18 protein-coding genes, 1 tRNA gene and 2 riboswitches are annotated in these 20952 nt (G+C 57.9%); of the genes, 17 read left to right on the top strand and 2 right to left on the bottom strand.

Annotated elements, in window-relative coordinates; all coding sequences use genetic code 11:
* Window positions 1–141: 141 nt before the first annotated feature.
* From folP to ACO9S2_RS15600, 12 genes are all read left to right on the top strand, one after another.
* Window positions 142–951, top strand: coding sequence for a dihydropteroate synthase (gene folP / locus ACO9S2_RS15655; protein ID WP_423723324.1), 810 nt, complete (start codon window positions 142–144; stop codon window positions 949–951).
* Window positions 944–2293 carry a phosphoglucosamine mutase gene (glmM, locus tag ACO9S2_RS15650; protein ID WP_423723323.1) on the top strand — a complete coding sequence of 450 codons (1350 nt, stop codon included), beginning with the start codon at window positions 944–946 and terminating at the stop codon, window positions 2291–2293. Before folP ends, glmM begins: the two co-directional genes overlap by 8 nt.
* Window positions 2294–2323: 30 nt before the next feature.
* Window positions 2324–4858 (top strand): DNA internalization-related competence protein ComEC/Rec2, encoded by a 2535-nt coding sequence (locus ACO9S2_RS15645; protein ID WP_423723322.1) that lies wholly within the window; start codon window positions 2324–2326, stop codon window positions 4856–4858.
* A 241-nt stretch (window positions 4859–5099) separates the two neighbouring features.
* Window positions 5100–5294: a ribbon-helix-helix domain-containing protein gene (locus ACO9S2_RS15640; protein ID WP_423723321.1), complete on the top strand. Its 195-nt coding sequence runs from the start codon at window positions 5100–5102 to the stop codon at window positions 5292–5294.
* A 93-nt stretch (window positions 5295–5387) separates the two neighbouring features.
* Entirely contained in the window at window positions 5388–6419 is a 1032-nt protein-coding gene (gene mtnA, locus ACO9S2_RS15635) for an S-methyl-5-thioribose-1-phosphate isomerase (RefSeq protein ID WP_423723320.1), read from the top strand.
* A gap of 149 nt (window positions 6420–6568) precedes the next feature.
* Window positions 6569–6988: a nucleoside-diphosphate kinase gene (gene ndk / locus ACO9S2_RS15630; RefSeq protein WP_423723319.1), complete on the top strand. Its 420-nt coding sequence runs from the start codon at window positions 6569–6571 to the stop codon at window positions 6986–6988.
* A gap of 286 nt (window positions 6989–7274) precedes the next feature.
* Entirely contained in the window at window positions 7275–8438 is a 1164-nt protein-coding gene (locus ACO9S2_RS15625; RefSeq protein WP_423723318.1) for a tetratricopeptide repeat protein, read from the top strand.
* Window positions 8439–8514: 76 nt separating this feature from the next.
* A complete protein-coding gene (gene gcvH, locus ACO9S2_RS15620) occupies window positions 8515–8901 on the top strand; it encodes a glycine cleavage system protein GcvH (protein ID WP_423723317.1) in 387 nt (128 codons plus the stop codon).
* Window positions 8902–8909: 8 nt separating this feature from the next.
* Window positions 8910–10331 (top strand): dihydrolipoyl dehydrogenase, encoded by a 1422-nt coding sequence (lpdA, locus tag ACO9S2_RS15615; protein WP_423723315.1) that lies wholly within the window; start codon window positions 8910–8912, stop codon window positions 10329–10331.
* Window positions 10328–10789, top strand: coding sequence for a ComEA family DNA-binding protein (locus ACO9S2_RS15610; protein WP_423723314.1), 462 nt, complete (start codon window positions 10328–10330; stop codon window positions 10787–10789). The genes lpdA and ACO9S2_RS15610 overlap by 4 nt, the downstream gene beginning before the upstream one ends.
* Window positions 10786–11997: a tyrosine--tRNA ligase gene (tyrS, locus tag ACO9S2_RS15605; RefSeq protein WP_423723313.1), complete on the top strand. Its 1212-nt coding sequence runs from the start codon at window positions 10786–10788 to the stop codon at window positions 11995–11997. Before ACO9S2_RS15610 ends, tyrS begins: the two co-directional genes overlap by 4 nt.
* Before the next feature lie 54 nt (window positions 11998–12051).
* Window positions 12052–12126 (top strand) — tRNA-Gly (locus tag ACO9S2_RS15600).
* Between the two features lie 394 nt (window positions 12127–12520).
* On the opposite strand, the gene rpmB is transcribed toward ACO9S2_RS15600, so the two are convergent.
* A complete protein-coding gene (gene rpmB / locus ACO9S2_RS15595) occupies window positions 12521–12712 on the bottom strand; it encodes a 50S ribosomal protein L28 (RefSeq protein WP_423723312.1) in 192 nt (63 codons plus the stop codon).
* 112 nt (window positions 12713–12824) lie between these two features.
* On the bottom strand, window positions 12825–14216 hold the full coding sequence (locus ACO9S2_RS15590; protein WP_423723311.1) for a hypothetical protein: 1392 nt from the start codon (window positions 14214–14216) through the stop codon (window positions 12825–12827).
* 238 nt (window positions 14217–14454) lie between these two features.
* Window positions 14455–14620: riboswitch (cobalamin riboswitch) on the top strand.
* Between the two features lie 189 nt (window positions 14621–14809).
* On the opposite strand from ACO9S2_RS15590, the gene ACO9S2_RS15585 reads away from it, so the two are divergent.
* The 5 genes from ACO9S2_RS15585 to ACO9S2_RS15565 all read left to right on the top strand — a co-directional run bounded on the left by ACO9S2_RS15585 (window position 14810) and on the right by ACO9S2_RS15565 (window position 20787).
* Complete coding sequence (locus ACO9S2_RS15585) at window positions 14810–15706, top strand: ABC transporter substrate-binding protein (RefSeq protein WP_423723310.1); 897 nt, start codon at window positions 14810–14812, stop codon at window positions 15704–15706.
* A 7-nt stretch (window positions 15707–15713) separates the two neighbouring features.
* A complete protein-coding gene (locus ACO9S2_RS15580) occupies window positions 15714–16868 on the top strand; it encodes a FecCD family ABC transporter permease (RefSeq protein WP_423723309.1) in 1155 nt (384 codons plus the stop codon).
* A 58-nt stretch (window positions 16869–16926) separates the two neighbouring features.
* Window positions 16927–17742, top strand: coding sequence for an ABC transporter ATP-binding protein (locus tag ACO9S2_RS15575; protein ID WP_423723308.1), 816 nt, complete (start codon window positions 16927–16929; stop codon window positions 17740–17742).
* A 52-nt stretch (window positions 17743–17794) separates the two neighbouring features.
* Window positions 17795–17990: riboswitch (cobalamin riboswitch) on the top strand.
* Window positions 17991–18018: 28 nt separating this feature from the next.
* Window positions 18019–20148 (top strand): TonB-dependent receptor, encoded by a 2130-nt coding sequence (locus ACO9S2_RS15570; protein WP_423723307.1) that lies wholly within the window; start codon window positions 18019–18021, stop codon window positions 20146–20148.
* Between the two features lie 42 nt (window positions 20149–20190).
* Window positions 20191–20787 carry a cob(I)yrinic acid a,c-diamide adenosyltransferase gene (locus tag ACO9S2_RS15565; protein ID WP_423723305.1) on the top strand — a complete coding sequence of 199 codons (597 nt, stop codon included), beginning with the start codon at window positions 20191–20193 and terminating at the stop codon, window positions 20785–20787.
* Window positions 20788–20952 lie beyond the last annotated feature (165 nt).

The following is a 20952-nucleotide window of genomic DNA, read 5'->3' as shown; positions in this document are numbered from 1 at the left end:
GGTGTCTGAAGCGATGCAAATCCTGCTCGGCACGATCTCACGCATGTCTGCCGATTTTTGACTCTTGACGGGGGCACAGTGGAGCGCCGTACGTGGCTGGCGAGAGGACGGCGAATTGATGTCGGCGCGAGGCCCCTCATTATGGGTATCGTGAACGTAACGCCGGACTCTTTTTCTGACGGAGGGCGGTTCCTCGATCCCGAGAAGGCCTTGGGCCACGGGATGGATTTGGTCGCGCAGGGCGCGGATATTCTGGATGTCGGTGCGGAATCTACGAGGCCGGGTGCGTCCCCGGTCGATGCAGACGAGGAGCTTCGGCGGCTCATTCCTCTGATTACAAGTCTTGCCAAGCGTGTTCCTATTCCTATTTCAGTCGATACGATGAAGGCGCGGGTCGCCCAGGCCGCGATCGATGCCGGTGCGTCCATTGTGAACGATGTGACGGCCTTACGATTTGATCCGGAGATGGCGTCCGTCATAGCCCGTACCGGGGCCGGAGCGGTCCTGATGCATATGCAGGGGATGCCGGAGACCATGCAGCAGGCACCACAGTATGAGGATGTGGTGTCGGAGGTCTGTGAGTTCTTTGCAGCGCGGGTTGATGCCGCCGAGCAGGCAGGAATTGCCAAAAGCCATATCGTGCTTGATCCGGGGATTGGTTTTGGTAAGCTGCAAGACCATAATGTGCAATTACTTAATCGGCTGTCGGCATTCAGGGGCTTGAATCGCCCGATCCTCGTCGGGGTTTCGCGCAAAGCGTTTCTTGGAAAGATCCTGGACCGGCCTGTGGAGGACCGAATCTGGGGAACTGCCGCTGCGGTCGCATTGGCCGTGGATCGGGGGGCGGACATTCTCCGGGTGCACGACGTGGCGGAAATGCTGGATGTGGTGAAAGTGGCCGCTGCAATGAAAGCGGTTGCGGTTTCCTTGAAACGGGAAGGTTATGCGTAAATTATTTGGAACTGACGGGATACGAGGGGTCGCCAATCTTGAACCGATGACCAGTGAGACGGCGATGCAGCTGGGGCGGGCGGCTGCCCATTTGTTTATGCGGCGCGCCGGCCGGCATCAAATAGTCATCGGGAAGGACACGAGAATTTCCGGGTATATGCTGGAGTCGGCCCTGACTGCGGGAATCTGCTCGATGGGCGTCGATGTGTTGCTCGTGGGTCCGATGCCCACCCCGGCCATTGCTTTTTTGACGAGAAGCCTCCGTGCCGACGCGGGGGTGGTCATTTCAGCCTCGCACAATGCCTACCAGGACAACGGGATCAAGTTTTTTTCCAAGGACGGTTTCAAGCTGCCGGATGAGATGGAAGCGCGGATTGAGGAATTGATTGTCTCCAACGAGATCAGTCACCTTCGTCCGACGGCGGATCTGATCGGCAAAGCCTTTCGTATCGATGATGCGGAGGGGCGCTATATCGAGTTTGCCAAGCGGTCGTTGCCGAAGGACCTTGATTTTCAAGGCATCAAGCTGGTGGTCGATTGTGCGAACGGAGCGGCGTACAAGCTGGCCCCAAAAGTATTGCGCGAGCTTGGAGCCAAGGTCGAAGTCATCGGGAATGAGCCGAACGGCATGAACATCAATGCCGGATGCGGCGCGGTGCATCCGGAACAATTGCAAGAGGCGGTGCGCCGCCATCAGGCGGACATCGGGATTGCGCTGGACGGCGATGCCGACCGGGCCATTTTTGTCTGCGAACAAGGGACGATCATCGACGGCGATCATGTGATGGCCGCCTTGGGGCTCGACTTGCACCAGAACGGGCTCTTGGCCAAGCAGACCATGGTCGGGACCGTCATGAGCAACTTCGGCCTGGAGTTGTCGATGGCGAAGGCAGGTATTACGTTGCTCAGGACTCCGGTCGGAGACCGCTATCTGCTCGAGCGGATGCTGGCGGACGGGTATAATTTTGGCGGCGAGCAATCCGGCCACTTTATCTTTCTGGATCATAACACCACCGGAGACGGTCTGATTTCAGCCTTGCAAATGATTTCATTGATGAAGCGGTCGGGGAAGTCGCTGTCGGAACTGGCTTCGGCGATGTCGGCGGTTCCCCAGATTCTCCTCAATGTGACCGTCAAGCAGAAGCCTAATCTGGAATCCGTGCCGGATATCGACCGGGCGATTCGGGAAAGCGAGCGTCGTCTGAATGGCAGCGGCCGCATCGTGGTCCGCTATTCGGGGACGGAGCCGCTGCTTCGAATCATGGTCGAGGGTGAGCGGGCTGCCGAGATCAAAGAGGTGGCGGAGGATCTTGCCCGTCTTGTGCGCAGGCATCTCTGCTGAGGTTCATTCTTTCTTGTTGCGGGAAGGCTTATGCTGCCGTCCCTCTGTGCCGCCTTTCTCACCGGTCTTGTTCTCGGGGCTCTTCTTCCGTTCTTTCCCGTCTCAGTCGCTCTCGTTCTAGTCCTGTCGATCCTGGGCATGTGGATTGCCGAACGGGCCGGGGTCATGGAGTCATCGCCTGCGACGAAAGGATATGCGGCACTGCTGCTGGGTATCGTGTATTGGGTATCGGTCGTCCCGCCACCCGCCATGCCTCATCCTGTCGATGAGACGCCGGTCGATGTGGGTGAGCTAAGGACCGGGCGAATCATTGGGCCTGTGCAGCATGCACCACATCGTGTCACTCTGCTTGTCAGAATCGAATCGCCAGGGAAGCACAAGGTTGCGCCGAAGACGGTTCGACTCACCTGGCGTGATCCGGGGAGTCCGTTGTTCCATGGCGATCGAATTGCCTTTCGATCCAAGCTGAGGAGGCCTACGGGATCCTTGAACCCGGGAGGATTCGATTATGCCGCCTACGTAGAACGTCAAGGGATCGATGCCGTGGCAACGGTAACGGGACGTGAGGCGGTCCGGGTGCTGGAGCCGGGATCGACGAGTTGGTGGTGGGCCGGATGGGGGCTGATCGATCGATGGCGAGGGACTATTCATGAGGCGGCCTTACGGACGTTGAGTCAGCCGGCACTCGGGATATTTCTCGGGATGATCATCGGCGAACGGGGGTATTTGCAGGAAGATGTTCAGGAATGGTTCATGGTGACGGGGACGGTGCATCTCCTGTCGATCTCTGGGTCGCATCTGGGATTGATCGCGATCGTTCTGTTCGGCCTAGTCAGATGGATGGTGGTGCAATTGCCGGCACCGGTGCTTCTGGATCTGTCGAGACGACTCACTCCAACCCGCTGCGCCATCTTCGTGACGTGGGCTGGAGTGGCCCTCTATGCGCTGCTGGCCGGGGCAGAGACCGCCACGCTTCGCGCGTGGATCATGATTACCGCGGGACTGGCGGCGGTGTGGGTCGGTTCAGAACGGTACCTGTTTCACGCGCTAGCCGGGGCCGCGGTGGTGATCGTTCTCCACGACCCTCGCGCCATCGGTGACATTTCTTTCCAGCTTTCATTTCTGTCTGTGCTTGCGATCGTGCAGGTGGCGGAGTGGCACAGGTCTCGACCGGCTGATGCGGACCAGCGAGAGGAGACACGGTGGGAACGCTATCGTCGAGCCGCTCGTGAAGCTGTGGTTCTCAGTGTGGCGGTCACGATTGTGACGACTCCGCTGGTGGCCTGGTATTTCAACCAAATTCCTTGGATCGGGGTGCTGACCAATATGGTGGCGGTGCCGTTGACAGGGTTTGTGTTTGTCCCCCTTGGATTACTGACGGCCGCCTGGACACTGGTGTTCGGGATCGACGGGCTTTCGCTCGGCATGGTGCAGCAACGGCTCATCGAATGGCTGGTGGGAGGGCTTCACTGGATCGCGTCTTGGCCTGTGACCGACTGGCGAGTATCGGCTCCGTCTGTGCCCGTCATCGGATTGTTCTATGGAGGACTCCTGATGGCAGTGGGGATAACTGCGGGGCAACGATGCCGTGTTTTTGGTCTAACCATGCTGTTCAGCGCGACGTGCCTGTGGGGGTGGGAGGGGAGTCCCGCCTTCGACGAGGATCGGTGGCGGGTCACGTTTTTAGATGTTGGTCAGGGAGACAGCGCCGTGATTGAATTGCCGGATGAGAAGGTCGTGCTGATCGACGGCGGGGCAAAGTACGAGCGTTTCGATGTCGGGCGTGGGGTCGTCGGGCCCTTTCTCTGGAATCACGGCATCCGAAAACTCGATGCTGTCATCGCCACGCATCCCCAACTAGACCATGTCGGGGGACTGCCCTGGATCCTTCGCCACTTTGAGGTCCGGGAATATTGGCATGCCGGTGTTGAACGGCACGAGCCGCTGTTTGAAGATCTTCGTCGCGTAGTGTGGGAGCAAAAGGTGCTCGATCGCCGGGCAAGCCGCGGTCAGGATATTGTGTCTTCCGGAGGCTGCCAGCTTGCCGTCTTGAATCCCTTTGAGAGCGATGCGGCAAGGCCGGTTGCTTCGTCAGTCAGCGGCACGCAGCTGAATAATCACTCGATCGTCACGCAGCTTGAGTGTGGTGCCCATGCCATTCTGTTTGCGGCGGATGTCGAGTCCGAGGGGTTGCGCCGGTTGGCTGCGGCGGGAATATCTCCGGTGACGGTTCTGAAGGTTCCGCATCATGGTGGCCGGAGTTCGCTGGATCAGGAGTGGGTGGCGCGTGTTCATCCTCGCCATGCCGTCATTTCGGTCGGTCGGCATAATGCATACGGACATCCGGTTCAAGCCGTTCTCGACGCCTATGCGGGGAAGGGGAGTGAGGTTTATCGGACAGATCTCGACGGCGCGATCATCGTCACCGGCCGGATTTCGACAGCTGAGGTTCGTATCCAGCGGACGCGCGATGTGATCTTGCGTCCCACTAACCTGGAGAGCCCTGTGTGGCAAGCCGAGTTGGAGAATTGGCAGCGACTCTGGCGCCAGCGGAGCGGCTTGTAGGTCTCCAGCCAGCTAAACTCGTATCCCTAACGTATGGATGGTTCAAGGTTCGCTTTTTGAACAGTGCAAGAGGCGAGATGACGAAGTTTGTCCATTGTTCTACCTCCTCCCAAGTGAGACTCTCGCCTAAGTGCCCATGTTTCCTCACCTTACCATGCGGTTAGCCCTGGTTGTTCCAAGGCATGGCATGTGCAGACCTGCCTCTTCATAGGGATGTAAAGATCGGAGGAGCGTGCGTATCATGGCCAATCTCGTTCGTATTGTGATCCAACTTCCGGAAGAACTGAAGCACCAGCTCGATGCGCTCAAACAGCAAGGCTACACGGCCAGCGGATTTATTCGCGCGATGCTGGAGCGGGAATTGTCCAAGCATACTCCGGCCCCGTCTCCGGTGCTGCAGGTTGTCCCACACAAGAAGCGGATTGCGCGGGCGTAATCCGCTGACCGCGCGCGATACGGTTCGAACGCCCGGTTCTGACGAACCCTCTCCCGTCTTGCACTTCTTCACTAATCACGATACAAGGGCGCAATGGTTCCCACTGTTGAATGGAAAGACGGCGTCGTCCGGTTGCTTGACCAGAGCCGGTTGCCGGAGCATGTCGAGTTTCTTGACTGCCGGGACTATCGGGCAGTCGCCGATGCTATTCGGGGATTGAAAGTGAGGGGCGCGCCTGCGATCGGAGTCACGGCGGCCCTTGGGGTGGCGCTCGGTGCACAGGCTATTGGGGGCGCAGACTTCTCCGGTTTTTCTCAGGCGGTTGCGGCCATCTGTGATCACCTGGCTGCAACCAGGCCGACGGCCGTGAATCTCTTCTGGGCGATCGAGCGCATGAAGAAGAAGCTGGCGTCCCTGGCCGGCCAGCCGATCGCCTCCGCCAAAGCCTCGCTCATCATTGAAGCGCAAGCCATTCTTGAGGAAGACATCGCTCTCTGCAAAGCGATTGGTAAGCATGGCGCGGGTCTGATCAAGGACGGGCAAACGGTCCTGACCCATTGTAATGCCGGTGCATTAGCCACGGCGGGATATGGCACGGCGCTTGGGGTGATCCGGGCAGCCTGGGAGCAGGGGAAACAGATTCAGGTGATTGCCGATGAGACCAGGCCGGTGTTACAGGGAGCGAGACTCACGGCCTGGGAGCTGATGCAGGATCAGATTCCCGTGACGCTCATCACTGACAGTATGGCCGGCTCGCTCATGCGCCAGGGAAAAATTCAGCTCTGTGTCGTGGGCGCCGACCGTATCGCCGCCAACGGCGATGTGGCGAATAAGATCGGCACCTACTCGGTGGCGGTGCTGGCCAAGGCGCATGGAATCCCGTTCTATGTCGCGGCTCCGTATTCTACAATCGACCTCAAAACCAAGACCGGTGCGGATGTTCCGATCGAGCAACGCAACCCCCTCGAAGTCACCACCATTCACGGAAGCCATCCCATCGCACCGACCGGTGTGGCCGTCTACAATCCCGCCTTCGATGTGACACCGGCCGAGTTGATCACCGGCATCATCACCGAACGGGGCGTCTTTAAGCCGAGTGAACTGGCCCGGCAGTTTGCTTTGTGACACAGAACCATCGGCAGGTCTAAGAAGCCGAGGGTTGCGGCTCATTGGCAGCTACCGGTTTCACCAGTTGCAAGCCCGATTTCAGCCACTTATAATGCGCCAGCGCTGGTGAATTTATCTTTTAACTGTGTGGAGGAATCGTAGCAACAATGAGCGAACGGACATTAGCGATTATCAAGCCGGATGCGGTGAAGAAGAATGCCATCGGGGATATCATCAACCGCTATGAGCAGGCGGGGTTGAAGCCTGTGGCGATGAAACTCATGCAGATGTCGAAGCCGGTGGCAGAGGGCTTCTATGCCGTCCATAAGGCGCGGCCGTTCTTTGATAGCCTCTGCACCTTCATGTCGTCCGGTCCTGCCGTCGTCATCGTGTTGCAGGGCGACAACGCGATCAAGAAGAACCGGGAACTGATGGGGGCGACGGATCCTGCCAAGGCTGAAGCGGGCACGATTCGCAAGGCTCATGGGGCGAACATTGAATTCAATGCTGTGCATGGATCCGACTCCCCTGAGACTGCGGCATTTGAGGTCAGCTACTTTTTCCCCGGCATGGAAATTTTCAGTTAAGCCTGCCTCTCGGAGGGCAATGGTTTCTCTGCCCTTCAATCAGACACAACGCATGATGCGAGGGGTAGCGCTCGCGCTATCCCTCGGTTTCTTGCTAGCCTGCGCTCCAAGAGTGGTTCCCTCGCTTCCCGCGCCATCCTCGGTCGAGGAGGCTCACAATGATCCGGCTCGCGACGCTCACCTGAAATTGCTCCAAGAGGCCCATCGGGCGTTTGTGCAGGAGCGATACCCCGCTGCGGTGCTCTTCTTTCGGCGTTTTGTCGATGTGGCGCCAGGAGCGCCGAGGATGGCTGAAGCGCGCTGGTGGTTGGGGCGCTCCTTCGAACAGCTTGGCGATTATCGTGCTGCGATGGCGGAATACCGGACACTGGCCGCTGCTGAGGCAGGGGGTGAGTCCGATCAACAACTGTATCGTGCTCATGCGCTCCGCCGTTTGGATGAGTTGCGTCAAATGCCGTCCGTGGCTCAAACCGCGCCCGGGCGTCAGATTGCTGTGGGGCTTTCTGTCGCACAGGTTCCGGCTGTATCGGAGTGGGTCTCGTGGTTTCAGTCGTTGATCAAGTCCGGTGTGACGGCGTTGCTGGTTGATCCGGCTTTGTCCGATGGCGTAGCGGGAGAGGAAGTCGAGCGTGTCCAAACGCTGGTGGGTGCAGCTCATCTGGCCGGCCTTGCTGTGTGGATTTCGCTTGATCTCCATCAGGGGCGAGGGCTGCCGGTGCAGTCAGAGTGGATCACTATGGCTGTCGGCAGGAGTCAGGGAAGCTCCAATTGGAGCGTGGCCGATCCGACGAGCATGGTCCATCCCGATGTGCTGCATCCCGGTTACCAAGCGGCTGTGGAAGAACGGGCCAAGGTGCTGCTTCGAACCGGGTGCGACGGGATGCTGTTGCAGGCGCGGGAAGGGCAAGGTTTTGCCAAAGAGTATTCAGAGGCTTCGTATCAACTGTTTGCCTCCGCTTTTGCTGTGACCATTTCTCCCCAGCAATTGCTTGGGGGGAGTGGAGGGGGAAGCTTCTTGAGTCCGGAAGAGGAGGCCATCTACTGGCGGTGGGCTGGTTGGAAGGCGAGAGGCTACGCCGTTCTGGCTGCGCGCATCAGAGCACGTCTGCGCGAGGTGAATCCGACCGGGCGGTTGCTGATCGAGACGCATAATCCGATGGTGAACGGACCCCTTGCGGCGCTAGAACAGTACGGTGAGGATCTGGCCGAATTGCTTCAGCGGACCGGTGGGACCATTGTGGTGCGGCGTGAGGGGGCGGGAGACCTGTCTCTTCTGGATCCGTTGGCTCAGCAAACTGGTGCAACTGATCGATTGTGGCTCGGTGTTGCCGCTCTGGAGCCTGAAGGGGCTTCACTAGGGGAACGGGTCAGGGCGACGCTGGCAACGGTCCCGGAACAAGGGAGTTGGAACCTGGTCGTTCGCCTGTCTGACGCTGCCCGATTTCCTTGACAAAGGCCGGTCAGGCCCACTACGATCCGGTCACATTGCGGCTGATTTTTCATCAATTCACGAGCATGGGGAATGTATGATTCCGACAGATTTGCGGTATCACAAGGAGCATGAGTGGGTGCGTCTCAGCGGGACACAAGCGACGGTGGGCATCAGCCACTTTGCCCAGGATGCGCTCGGCGATATTGTCTTCCTCGACATGCCCAAGGTGGGAACGGTGGTGTCTTCCGGGCAGCAGATCGGGGAAGTGGAATCGACAAAGACCACCTCGACGATCTACACACCGGTCAGTGGCACGGTTGCAAAGATCAATGCCGATTTGAAAGACCATCCGGAAGTGGTGAACAGCGATCCATATGGGAAGGGGTGGATTGCCGTGATCGAGCTTTCCAAACCGGCTGAGGTGGATCAGTTGATGACCGCGGCTCAGTACGAAGCCTTTCTTGCCAGCCAGAAACATTAAGCTCTCCCATGGCGACACACATCGCGATTCTGGGTGCCGGCCCCGGCGGATACGTAGCGGCCATTCGGGCGGCTCAGCTGGGTGCCCGTGTCACGGTGATCGAGCAGCAGGCACTCGGTGGTGTATGTTTGAACTGGGGCTGCATTCCCAGCAAGGCCCTCCTGTCCGTCATTGAACTCGGCGATAAACTGAAGAAGGCGGAGGAGCTGGGCATTCTCCTGCCAGGCCCTGCGCGCTACGATCTCGCGCGCATGGTGGCACGCAAGAACAAAGTGGTGGCGTCGCTAGTGAAGGGCATTGCGACGCTGTTCAAAGCCTGGAATATCGAGGTGGTCGAAGGCCGCGGTGCGCTGCTCGATGCACGGACCATTGCCGTGACCGCCGGTGATGGCTCGCAGCGGCAGGTGCAGGCAGACGCGATTGTCATCGCCACCGGTTCCTCATGGCCGCAACTCGCGCAGTTTCCGATTGATGGCAAGATCATCATCACGAGCAAGCAGGCGTTGGATCTGGAGTCTGCGCCGCCGAGGATGATCATTCTTGGAGCCGGGGTGGAAGGCTGCGAGTGCGCCTCGCTGTTTAGCGGGCTCGGAACGCAGGTGACGATGGTGGAGCTGCAATCGGCGGTCCTTCCATTGGAAGACGAGGAGGTTTCCGTGCTCATGGCACGGGAACTGAAAAAACGCGGCGTCGAAGTGAAGACCGGGACGACGATTGAGCAGGTTGCCGTGCGAGACGGGGTCGTGACGGCTCATCTGAAAGACGGGAGCACCATCGAAGCGGAGATTCTCCTGGTGTCGATCGGCCGTGGATTTCAGTCTCGCGACATCGGGGCGGAGAAGGCCGGGGTGGTGCTGGGGCGGCGCGGGGAAATTCTGGTGGACGAGCGCATGCAAACGAACGTGCCGGGTGTGTATGCGATCGGCGATGTGGTTGGGAAGGTGATGCTGGCGCATGTCGCTTCGGCGCAAGGCAAGGTCGCAGTTGAGAATATTCTGGGGCATCCGGTGACGATTCGATATGATGTGATTCCGGCCGGCATTTTCACATTGCCCGAAGTGGGGCGGGTCGGGCTGACCGAGGGGCAGGCCCGTGAACAGGCGCAGGCGGCCGGTCGTGATCCGGCGCAGGCGATCAAGGTCGGGCGCTTCCGGTATGCCGCCTTGGGCAAGGCTCAAGCAACCGGTGACGTCACGGGGCTGTTCAAAGTGATTGCGGATGCGGCCAGCGGCAAGCTGCTGGGGGCGCACATTGTGGGCGCCCATGCGGCCGATCTCATTCATGAAGCCGCGCTGGCGATGGAGTCCGGAGCCACGGTGTCCCAGATAGCGCACATGATTCACGCCCATCCGACGTTGGCGGAAGGATTCCTTGAAGCGGTCGAAGACCTTGAGGGGAATGCCATTCATCAGGTGAAGAAGAAAGCATGACCCTGCTCCAATCCTGCTTGCTCAAGCTCGGCATGTTTGCCATGACAATGGGAGTTGTGTTGTGGATCGGTTGGCAGGTTCCGCAGGCCCTGCCGCGCCCGGCTCTCCCACAGCAAGCGCCTGTCGAACAATCTGAGAGGCTGGATGCACGATTGGCGCTCGGTGGAGTTCCACAGGGTGTTTCTGATCCTGCAAACGGATTGCCGGGTGTTTTAAATGAGCCGCAGCGCATTGATCTCAATCGTGCGAGCCTGGAGGACATTGAGCAGCTTCCCGGCGTCGGACCCGTGCTGGCCAGACGCGTGGTGGCCTATCGCACCTCGATGGGGCCGTTTCATAAGGTGGAGGATTTGCGCGGGGTGAAGGGCATCGGCCAGAAGAAGCTGGAGCGGTTGAGGCGGTTGGTGACGGTCGTTCCATTGGCCGAACCGGACAAGGGGGAGAAGGCCTCGATATGAGCGAACTCAGTCGGCAGCTTGATTTGATTCTGCGTGGAACGGTTGAGGTGATTCAGCAGGCTGAATTGGAGTCGAAGCTTGCCCGGTCCCTCAAAGAGAATCGGCCGTTGCGGGTCAAGGCGGGATTCGATCCGACTGCGCCGGATTTGCACCTCGGCCATACGGTGTTGATCCACAAGTTGAAACATTTTCAGGATTTGGGGCATCAGGTCTTGTTTCTGATCGGCGACTTCACGGGGATGATCGGCGACCCCACCGGCGTGTCGGAGACCAGGAGGGCGCTGACCAAGGAGCAGGTGCAGGACAACGCCAAGACCTATCAGCGGCAGATTTTCAAGATCCTGGATCCGCAGAAAACCATCATCGAGTTCAACAGCAGGTGGATGGGATCGATGACGGCGGAGGGTTTGATTCAGTTGGCCGCGCATTATCGCGTGGCCAGGATGATGGAACGGGATGATTTCCATAAACGTTTCCATGATCAGAAGCCCATTAGTGTGCACGAATTCCTTTATCCCTTGGTGCAAGGGTATGACTCGGTGGCGCTGAAGTCCGATGTCGAGCTGGGAGGGACCGACCAGAAATTCAATCTGCTCGTCGGCCGGGAATTGCAGCGCGATTTCGGCCAGGAGTCGCAAGTTGTGATCACCATGCCGTTGCTGGAGGGAACCGACGGCGTCAAGAAAATGAGCAAGAGCGTCGGGAACTACATCGCGCTCGAAGATAAGCCGGAGGAGATGTTCGGCAAGGTCATGTCGATCAGCGATGCCCTGATGGCGCGGTATTATGAATTGCTTACGACGGAAGATCTGGAACGTGTGAAGACTCTACATCCCATGGAAGCCAAGCAGGTTCTCGCGCAGTTGATTGTGTCGCGCTATCACGGTGAGGAGGCGGGACAACAGGCCCGAGCCGCATTCCAGCACAAGTTTTCGGAGCGCGAGTTCCCTGACGAACCGGATGTTCGTCTGGTTCTTCAGGTACAGGATCTCAAGGACGGCCAGTCCATCGGCCTCGTCGAGATTGTGGCCAAAACCGGGCTGGTGCCGAGCAAGAGCGAAGCCCGTCGGCTGATTATCCAAGGCGGGGTCGAGTTCGATCAGCAGAAATTGAGCGATGCCAATGCCATTGTCACGCTGGAAGCCGGACGTCAGTACCGGATGAAGATCGGTCGTCGCAAGTTTGCGCTTGTCGAGCGGGCTCAGTAAGCAACCTCTTTCTTGACTTGGCATAGAGGCCACGGGTAGGATGCGACTCAGCGAGCGGGCGTAGCTCAGTGGTAGAGTCCTTGCTTCCCAAGCAAGTTGTCGTGGGTTCAAATCCCATCGCCCGCTCCAAATAAGACGTACAACGTGAGGCCTGATACCTCACGCGCAAGTGACCAAGGACTTGAGGAGCATCTGCTTCCAGGTCCTTTTTGCTATTTGCCTGAAGATGAGACACCTTGGGGAGTCATCGGGCGGTATCGAAGGGCGCTATTCTTTCGAGCATTGGTTCATGAGCGATTATTCGATAGTGCGCATATAGTGGACCACCTCAAGGGGTCCTTAACCAGGACTTGGCGAGGGGTGTGGCTAGACGTACGTGATGGGTTTGGACTGGTGCTGGCTCGTGGAAGGCAACAGCAGAACCAGGCCGTTTCCCGCATGGTCAACTCTGCTTCCGTTGACCGCGGGAGCCTGGTTCTGTTTTCAATGCCGCAGAAAATCCCGGGAGTAGCGAAGAGGAGGACTAGACGGCCTTCTTGACCAATCCAGAACGCAGGCAGCGAGTGCACACCCGAATGCGCAAATTCGCGCCGCCGACAACTGCACGAACGGTCTGAATATTGGGATTAAACACCCGTCTCGTCTTGTTGTTGGCGTGACTGACATTATTCCCTGATTGGCGACGTTTGTTACAGAGATCGCATGAAAATGCCACGGTAACACTCCTTGTAAAGAAACCATTCATCAAGAACAGTCAATACTAACACAGCTCTGAGACGCATGACAAGCGGGAAGTCTGAATAGTGGCCGCGGTTAGCATGACACCTCTACCGGGAGTGATCGGTTGAGGCCGTGGTGATTGGGAGGGGCACGCTAATGTCGAAGCTCGGATCTCCTCCGTCATCCAGATGATCTTTCCCCACGCTATAAAGTTTTCGCTGTGTGGGGCTCCAGAGCATCGGGAGGCCCGTAAAGGGGTCGAAGTATCTGGATCCGACTTCCGCCAACCGGGTGGGAATCGTGGCCGTGGCGGTCGGTTTACGCATCAGGATCTGCAAGGAAACCAGCCGGAGGCGTGCGTCCGTTTCTACCAGCCGTTGGCTGAACGGCGTCCATTCCGGCTCAAACTCCAGCGGGTTCGCGACACGCTCGAAAAATGTGCGGTGCGAGTTTTTGGCGATGTCCTGCAGCTTGGGGAGGGGGCTATGGACGGAATCGGCCGTCGTGATAATGGCCTCATAATAAGCAGCGTAGGTATTCCATGTTTGCTGACTTTGAGAAGAGGCTGTCAGGGCTGTGCGGTTCGGCGGGTGTTCCACTTTCTGGAAGGCGTCAGATCGCAGGCGGGCACTGTGTGCAATAGACTCATAGGGGTTCCAGTCGATCCGGGGTTCCGGGAGGGGCGCCAGTTCCGCGGCACGGTTGCGTATATATGCGAGGGTGAAGTGGCTTTGAAGCGGCCATCGGAGCGAGTACTCGCCAGGGGTAAGCGGCTGAAGGAGATCGAGGCCTCGCGCCAACACGCTCCGGTCGACCGAATCCTGGCTCAGGATTCCGGATAATAGTTGCACATCGTCTTCGATCATGACGGTCGCCATGATCTTGAGGGGGAGTGTGCGGGCATCACGCAGGACCTTGCGCCATTTGCCAAGGTCAAGGGAGAGCCGCTCAAGGCCGGAAGCGGTCTGTTGCGTGAATCCCCCGGCAACGTAAAGGCGATGGGCTCCCAGCAGTTCTTCGATACGCGGGGTTCCCTGGTGCGCGTATCCCCAATCTTCAAAGGGCATCTGAAGCCATTGCTCGTAGCGTGTCACAAGGAGCCGATAACGGTCGGCCGAGGTGCGGTACAGCGCATCCTTCTTTTGCAATTCCTCCAGGGGATTGGACGCATGCCATTCGGGAACCACTTGATCGACTGCGACTGGGAGGCGCAGTTCGGATCGCCCTGACTTGGTGAAGTCGAAGCCGGTCTTGGTCGGACGGGTGTCAGATTCGAGCCAGATGTCATAGCCGGTCTGGATCGGGTCTTGCCCCCGTGGGGCCGCTATTCCCAGGAGGAGTAAGTAGCCGTTCTCCAGGGGATGCTCGATGACGCGAGGAGGCGGTTCTGTCAGGGCTAAGAAGGTTTCGCTGGGGTTGTCCTTCTTGAGCGACCACAGGAGTCCTGAGAGCTCTAAAAACAGACCGATCATGCAGACGCTAATAATGACATTTCGCATAGCTTGTTCGAGGCCTCTTACCCGCTGGTTTGGAGAAGGTTTTCCAAAGGATCGACGGAAATGCTTACTATAGATTGGAGCAAACGTCATGCCCATATCGCACAGGTGAAAAGTTGTGATGTAACGGGTACTTCTTGCCATGAGCAGTGCCGCAACAGATGCAACATGTACAGTGTTGAAACATTGATCGGACAATATGGAACTTGACAAATTTTGGCCCCGTCTCCTAGAGTGCCGACAACATATCGTGACTCCGGGGTAAGGGAAGAGGGTGCGACTCCCTCGCGGTCCCGCCGCTGTGAATGGGGACGAAACCCGTGAATGCCACTGTCCGAAAGGATGGGAAGGCACGGGAAGTAGGACGAACCATGAGCCAGAAGACCTCCCTGGAGAGTTGACCATCGTTCCCTCGAGGGCTGGGGAACAGGCGAGGATGAAGAAGCGGGGCAATCCTCAGGGTCTTTCTCAGGCCTTGGGGATTTTTTATTTTTGGCTCATTGAAAACGGTTTCCAGCGGATTCTGCAGTCTGCTCCTCTGTCTTCTCTGGATACCAGTTGGCACTGCACTTGCGTATTATGATGAGATGCCGGATATGAAGCGTCGACAGCAGGGCATTCTGACGGGCATGCCGTTTATGGCCCATGTCTCATCTCGGTCGTTCGTGGATGACATGGGGCGGAAGATCTACCTTGCCAAGGCTCCGACCAGGATTGTGTCGCTGGCGCCCAGTGTGACGGAGACGCTGTTTGCGATCGGCGCCGGTGCACAGGTAGTTGGCGTCACGCAGTTTTGTGATTATCCTCCGGAGGCAACTCAGAAGCCCAAGGTCGGGTATGCCAACCCGAATCTGGAATCGCTGGTTGCGCTCCAGCCTGATTTGATTATCTCGCCGCAGGAGTTTCTGAAGCCGGACCTTCTGGGAAAATTGGAACAACTGAAGATTCCGGTCTTTATTCTGGCCGATAGGAGTGTTGAGGACATCTTTTCGCACATCCAGACGCTGGGGCGTATGTTGGACCGTTCGACGGAAGCCGTCGCCCTGGGAATGGATCTGCGCCAGGAGATCGCGCGTCTGAAAGCCAGGACGCAGGGTCAGCCTCTGGTGCGTGTGCTCTATGTCTTGAACAGCCAGCCGCTGATAACGGTCGGGCCAGGCAGTTTCATTGATCAGCTGATCGGTCTTGTGGGCGGAGTGAATATTGCGGCCAAGAGTGCCACACCTTACCCGAGGCTCAGCATGGAAGTGGTGCTGCAGGAAGACCCGGAAGTCTTGGTGTTTCCGATCGGCAGGGCTGAGGGTATTTCTGACGGTGAACAGCAAGCCTGGCGGCGGTGGACCACGCTCACGGCTGTGAAACAGGGCCGGTTGAGCCAGATCCCTGCCGACCTGCTCAATCGGCCTGGTCCCCGGATCGGGAAGGGCCTGGAACTCTTGGCCGACATTCTGCATCCCGCGTCTGCGTCATCACCAACGACCGGCGGGAAATAATAGAGCCATGACAAACGGTCAAGCCACTCCCGCGCACCTGTCAGTCCCGTCGCCAGAGCTCGCTTCATCGGCTAGCGGGGCGGCAATATCGGATCTGAAAGGGCCGTGGCAACGCTCCGGCGCCATCCTAACCAGGCGTCGCTGGGGCGTCATTCTGGTCGGACTGCTGATGGCCAGCCTCGGCGTTCTGGTCTTCTGTAGCCGATTCGGAGCAGCTTCGGTTCCGGCGGGAGAGATATTCGAGGCGCTCTGGCACGCACTCAAAACCGGAGCATTGGATAGCGCTTCGATCGGCACATCCGGCGTGATCCTGCTGCAAGTCAGGTTGCCTCGCGTGCTGATGGGATTCCTGGTCGGCGGCAGTCTGGCGGCGGTGGGCGTCACGCTCCAAGCGTTGCTGAGAAATCCGCTGGCCGATCCCTATGTGCTCGGCGTCTCAAGCGGTGCCGCGTTAGGGGCGGCGGTGACCATGCTCTTGGGAATCGGCACGACCATGGCGCTGCTGCCGGTCCTCCCCCTGTGCGGATTTGCCGGGGGACTGCTGGCGTTGGTGGTGATCTATCGATTGGCGCAGTCACAGGGTCGGCTGCCGATTCACAGTCTCTTGCTGGCCGGCGTGATCCTCAATGCCATTCTCACGGCGCTCATCATGTTCATCACCTCCATCATGGAGCCCAACCGATCCGCGGGTCTGATGGCCTGGCTCATGGGCTCGTTGACAGCACCGGGATATCCCGCATTGGGTGTCCTGGCCGGATATGTCCTGCTGGTCTCGGCGATCTTGATGCAAAAGGCCCAGATGCTGAATGTGCTGACGTTGGGGGAGGAGACGGCTCGTTCGTTGGGGGTCCATACGGAGCGTGTCAAAAAGCAATTGTTCGTCCTCACGGCCTTGCTCACCGGGGCGGTGGTGTCGGTGAGCGGCATGATCGGTTTTGTCGGGATGGTCGTACCTCATGCTGTGCGCTTGGTGCTGGGGTCGGATCACCGGCTGTTGCTACCGGCCTCGGCCCTCGTGGGGGGGATGTTTCTGGTTGTTGCGGATACCATTGCACGCACGGTGCTTGCTCCTGCGGAGATTCCTGTGGGGATTGTGACGGCCCTGACCGGTGGGCCGTTCTTTTTGTATCTCCTGTTGTGGCGAAAAGATCGGATGTTGTGAGGTCGCCGTTCAAATGACAGCGGATGTATCTAGCCCGTCGACCACGACTGGTCTTGCAATGGAAGTTGAAGACCTGTTTTTTCGCTATGACACCGATCAGCGGGGGCGGACGTGGACGCTCGAAGGATTGTCATTCGTGGTTCAGAAGGGAGAAGTGTTGGGGATTGTCGGGCCGAACGGGTCCGGGAAGTCGTCCCTCCTGAAACTCCTGGCAGGGCTGTTACGGCCAAGCCGTGGAGACCTTCGGCTTGTCGGGCGATCCATTGGCCGGCTCGACCCGCGGGAGATCGCCCGTGCGGTGGCGGTGGTGCCGCAAGAGTATGCTCAAGTATTCCCATTCACGGTGGCGGAAACGGTGCTGATGGGACGCTTCCCGCACCGTCGCGCAGCCTGGTGGAGCATGGGTATTGGGGATGAGACCGAACAGGATATCTTCTGCGCTCAACGTGCCATGGCTGAAACCGACGTGGTTCTGCTGGCCGATCGATTGGTTTCCGATCTTTCCGGCGGAGAGCGGCAGCGGGTGGTGATCGCGCGAGCCTTGGCCCAGGAGCCGAGCATCCTCTTGCTCGATGAGCCGACGGCGTTTCTCGACATCAATCATCAGATCGAGATTTGTGCGCTCATCGGCCGGCTCAAAACGGAGCGGCAGTTGACTGTGGTCCTGGTTTCACATGATCTGAACATGGCGAGCCAGGTGTGCGATCGGGTGCTGATGTTGAAAGAAGGGCGGCTCTGTCAGATCGGGTCGCCGGCGGAGACAATCAAGCCGGATGTCTTGCGAATGGTGTACGGGTGCGACGTGGTGGTCGATCTCCATCCGCAGACCGGTCAGCCGCGGGTGACGATGCCGTCAGTATCTCCGGATCGCTAACACATGCCTGGTCGCCACGTCCCCGGCCACCAGGACCATGCAGGACAGGGGACATGTGATATTGGAGGAAGCTGCGTTTTGTAGAAACGACGCGGGTGACGGGGAAGATGGTGCAAATCCATCACGGTGCCGCCACTGTAAGCGGGGAGTATTTCTGCAAGTTGCCACTGTGCGCTCCGGTGCATGGGAAGGCGCAGAGACACGACGATCCGCAAGTCAGGAGACCCAGCCGGCTGTCGATTCGACTCAACCCTTCGAGCACAAGGGAGATGTGTCATGCTGTTGTTTGTCCGCTGGGCGTTGTGCGTCTGCTTTTTGAGTGCCTGTATTCCTTCCCCTGCCGCGTTCGCGCAAGACGTGGCGCTGGCCGATGAGCCCGACATCATTGAAACTCCGGAGGTTGTCGTCAGCAGCACACGTCTTCCTGACGCCCCTGTTGATGCCAGAACGCTCCCGGCAAAAGTAACTGTCATCACCGCCGAGGATATCCGCAAGTCTGGCGCCAAGACCGTCCAGGAGGCGATTCAGGGAGCCACCGGTATCGTGATGTACGATCTGGTCGGTAATGCATTCCAACAGACCATTGATCTGAGAGGGTTCAACGGCCAGCCGGCACCTTCCACGAGCGTTTTTGTGGATGGTCAACGGATTAACGAGCCAGATTTCAACACTATCAACTTCGACCTGATACCATTTGACACGATTGAACGGATCGAAATTATTCCCAGCCCCGCCACGATTTATGGGAAAAATGCATTGGGAGGTGTCGTCAACATCATTACGAAGCGTGGCGGGGACAAGCGCCAGGTCACAGGCGAGGCCTTGTTCGGCAGTTGGGGCCGCCAACGCTATACCATCAACGCGAGCGGGCCAATCGGCAAGTTCGACTATTATTTCAATCTTGGCAAGGAGAAGGAAGACGGATACCGCAACGACTCTGGCGGCAACATCTCGCGTGTCTATGGGAGGGTCGGCTATCGTCCGGCCGAGGAGACCGATATCACACTCTCATACACCTATGTGACGGACAAACTGTTTCAGGCAGGCACGCTCCCCATGAGTGTGGCAGTAGTAAATCCGAGATCCAATTTTACACCAGGTGACTTCGTCGACAATAATAGTAACGTGGTGAGGCTGACGGGACGACAAGGACTTCCACTGGGGTTCTCGTTGAACGTCAACGGCTTCTACCGTCAACTAGATCAAACACAGTTCGGAGTCGGGCAACCTTTTTTCCCAGGGTCTATTCTTTCAACAGCCCAAACCATTTCAACCACGCAATCGTGGGGTGGAACAGTCCAGCTAGCGCAAAACACTCCGCTTTTCGGGCACCACAATAACTTGGTGTTCGGGGCTGACGCGCAGCGAAATGATTTCGGGAGTCGGTTGGCCTCTACCTCTGGCTTCGGACCATTCAATAATAGGACCGCCACGAATGAGGATATTCTCGGATTATACGCCCAAGATACGTTGAGCCTTCTTCCGCAATTGCTTTTAACAGCCGGTGTTCGCTACGACCAAGACAGAATTTCGTCTGACTTTGAGGACACCTTTACTCCGCCCGGCGTCGGCACAAAGACGTTCTATCGGACGAATCCGCGAGCCGGTCTGACGTATCTGATCCATTCTGATGCCAGCGTGTACTTTAATTATAGTCAGGGGTTTCGGGTTCCCACTTTTCTTGAACTCTTCCCGGTCATCGGTCAGTCGAACCAGTTATTGAAGCCGATTACATCGAATAATTTTGAATTCGGGGGGAAGACGAGGCTGTGGAATTGGGGAGAGGCCAGCCTGTCACTCTTTCAATCCGATGTTCGAAATGAGATCTATTTTACCTGCACCAACTGTGATGTGTTCAGTGGAGGGTATGATGGATTGAATCGCAACATTGATAAGACGAGCCGCCAAGGGATTGAGGCGAGCTTCAAAGGCCGATACAACGAATACTTCGACGGGCTCATCAACTACACTTTTACCGAAGCCACCATCCAGTCCACGTTCAACATTTCCGCGACGAAGTCGGTCATGCCGGGAAGTACCATTCCGCTCGTCCCTAAGAACCGATTGAGCGTGACTGGCAACGTTCATCCTCTGGATGGGACGACCATATCTCTGACAGGATTGTACGTCGGGTCGCAGTATTATCTGAACGATGAAGCCAACGTGCACCCGCGCCTGCCAGACTATTTTCTGCTTAATGGCCGGCTTGCCTACGAGCGACTGGTTCCAGGGGGGCGGCTAACCGCTTTTCTGTTGCTCAACAATATCCTTAACAAAAAATACTTCACCTCCGGTACCATGGCATCCAACACGCTCACGGGAGGAGGGGGCCTGGAGCAATTTGTGATGCCTGCGCCAACGTTCGCGATCTACGGAGGACTCAGCTACCGTTTCGAGGGATTATGAGCGCTGGCAGTTTCAGTTCGAGCGACAGAGGAGGAGGCAACAATGCGCATAACGAAGGTCTATACCCGAACGGGTGATGCGGGGAAGACACGATTGGCCGGCGGACAGCAGGTTTGGAAGGACAGTCTGCGTGTCGACGTCTATGGAACGGTCGATGAGTTGAATGCATCAATCGGGGTCGTGCGCGCAATGAATGCCGATATGGTGGATGAGTATTCTGCAGCGGCGCTCCTCGAAGAGGAATTGCGCTGGGTACAGAACAAACTCTTCGATGTGGGGAGTATTCTGGCTACGGCACCGGGCCAAACCTTTAAGGACATGCCGCAGGTGGCGGCAAAGGATGTCACGCGATTAGAAAAACTGATTGATCGCTGTCAGAAAGATCTGGAGCCGCTCAAGGAATTTATCCTGCCGGGGGGAGGGAAAGTGTCCGGATTTCTACACCAGGCCAGGACGGTCTGCCGCCGGGCCGAGCGTCTCTGTGTGCGGCTGTCACGGGAAGAACCGGTCGATCCCCTGATCATCAAGTTTGTGAATCGGCTCAGTGATGCGTTGTTCGTTCTGGCTCGTTGGGTGGCCAAAACGCAGGGTGAATCGGAATTTCTCTGGGAGCGGGATACCGCAGGGAAAACCATGTAATCCCCTACACAAGACGGCGGTAGTGTCAGGACGGATCATGTTCTTGCTGGCCAATACCTCGCTTCAGAGTGCCGTGATATAGCGGAACCCATAGGGTCATCGGGGCACTCATCGGACACGTTGTGGCCAGCTGCATCACTCATGGTTTAGCCAAGGCGGAGAAGT

This window comes from Nitrospira sp. NS4, assembly GCF_049546785.1.
In the GTDB taxonomy this organism is placed as follows: Bacteria; Nitrospirota; Nitrospiria; order Nitrospirales; family Nitrospiraceae; genus Nitrospira_D.
The sequence above is the reverse complement of the archived record's forward strand: the minus strand, read 5'-3'. Positions and strand labels throughout refer to the sequence as shown.

Coding starts and splice junctions, on each gene's coding strand:
- ACO9S2_RS15585 (WP_423723310.1), top strand. CDS start 14,810: ATGAAGCGTCGACAGCAGGGCATTCTGACGGGCATGCCGTTTATGGCC.
- ACO9S2_RS15625 (WP_423723318.1), top strand. CDS start 7,275: ATGGCTGAAGCGCGCTGGTGGTTGGGGCGCTCCTTCGAACAGCTTGGC.
- ACO9S2_RS15565 (WP_423723305.1), top strand. CDS start 20,191: ATGCGCATAACGAAGGTCTATACCCGAACGGGTGATGCGGGGAAGACA.
- ACO9S2_RS15640 (WP_423723321.1), top strand. CDS start 5,100: ATGGCCAATCTCGTTCGTATTGTGATCCAACTTCCGGAAGAACTGAAG.
- glmM (WP_423723323.1), top strand. CDS start 944: ATGCGTAAATTATTTGGAACTGACGGGATACGAGGGGTCGCCAATCTT.
- mtnA (WP_423723320.1), top strand. CDS start 5,388: ATGGTTCCCACTGTTGAATGGAAAGACGGCGTCGTCCGGTTGCTTGAC.
- ACO9S2_RS15570 (WP_423723307.1), top strand. CDS start 18,019: ATGCTGTTGTTTGTCCGCTGGGCGTTGTGCGTCTGCTTTTTGAGTGCC.
- folP (WP_423723324.1), top strand. CDS start 142: ATGGGTATCGTGAACGTAACGCCGGACTCTTTTTCTGACGGAGGGCGG.
- ACO9S2_RS15575 (WP_423723308.1), top strand. CDS start 16,927: ATGGAAGTTGAAGACCTGTTTTTTCGCTATGACACCGATCAGCGGGGG.
- tyrS (WP_423723313.1), top strand. CDS start 10,786: ATGAGCGAACTCAGTCGGCAGCTTGATTTGATTCTGCGTGGAACGGTT.
- lpdA (WP_423723315.1), top strand. CDS start 8,910: ATGGCGACACACATCGCGATTCTGGGTGCCGGCCCCGGCGGATACGTA.
- ACO9S2_RS15590 (WP_423723311.1), bottom strand. CDS start 14,216: ATGCGAAATGTCATTATTAGCGTCTGCATGATCGGTCTGTTTTTAGAG.
- ndk (WP_423723319.1), top strand. CDS start 6,569: ATGAGCGAACGGACATTAGCGATTATCAAGCCGGATGCGGTGAAGAAG.
- gcvH (WP_423723317.1), top strand. CDS start 8,515: ATGATTCCGACAGATTTGCGGTATCACAAGGAGCATGAGTGGGTGCGT.
- ACO9S2_RS15580 (WP_423723309.1), top strand. CDS start 15,714: ATGACAAACGGTCAAGCCACTCCCGCGCACCTGTCAGTCCCGTCGCCA.
- ACO9S2_RS15645 (WP_423723322.1), top strand. CDS start 2,324: ATGCTGCCGTCCCTCTGTGCCGCCTTTCTCACCGGTCTTGTTCTCGGG.
- ACO9S2_RS15610 (WP_423723314.1), top strand. CDS start 10,328: ATGACCCTGCTCCAATCCTGCTTGCTCAAGCTCGGCATGTTTGCCATG.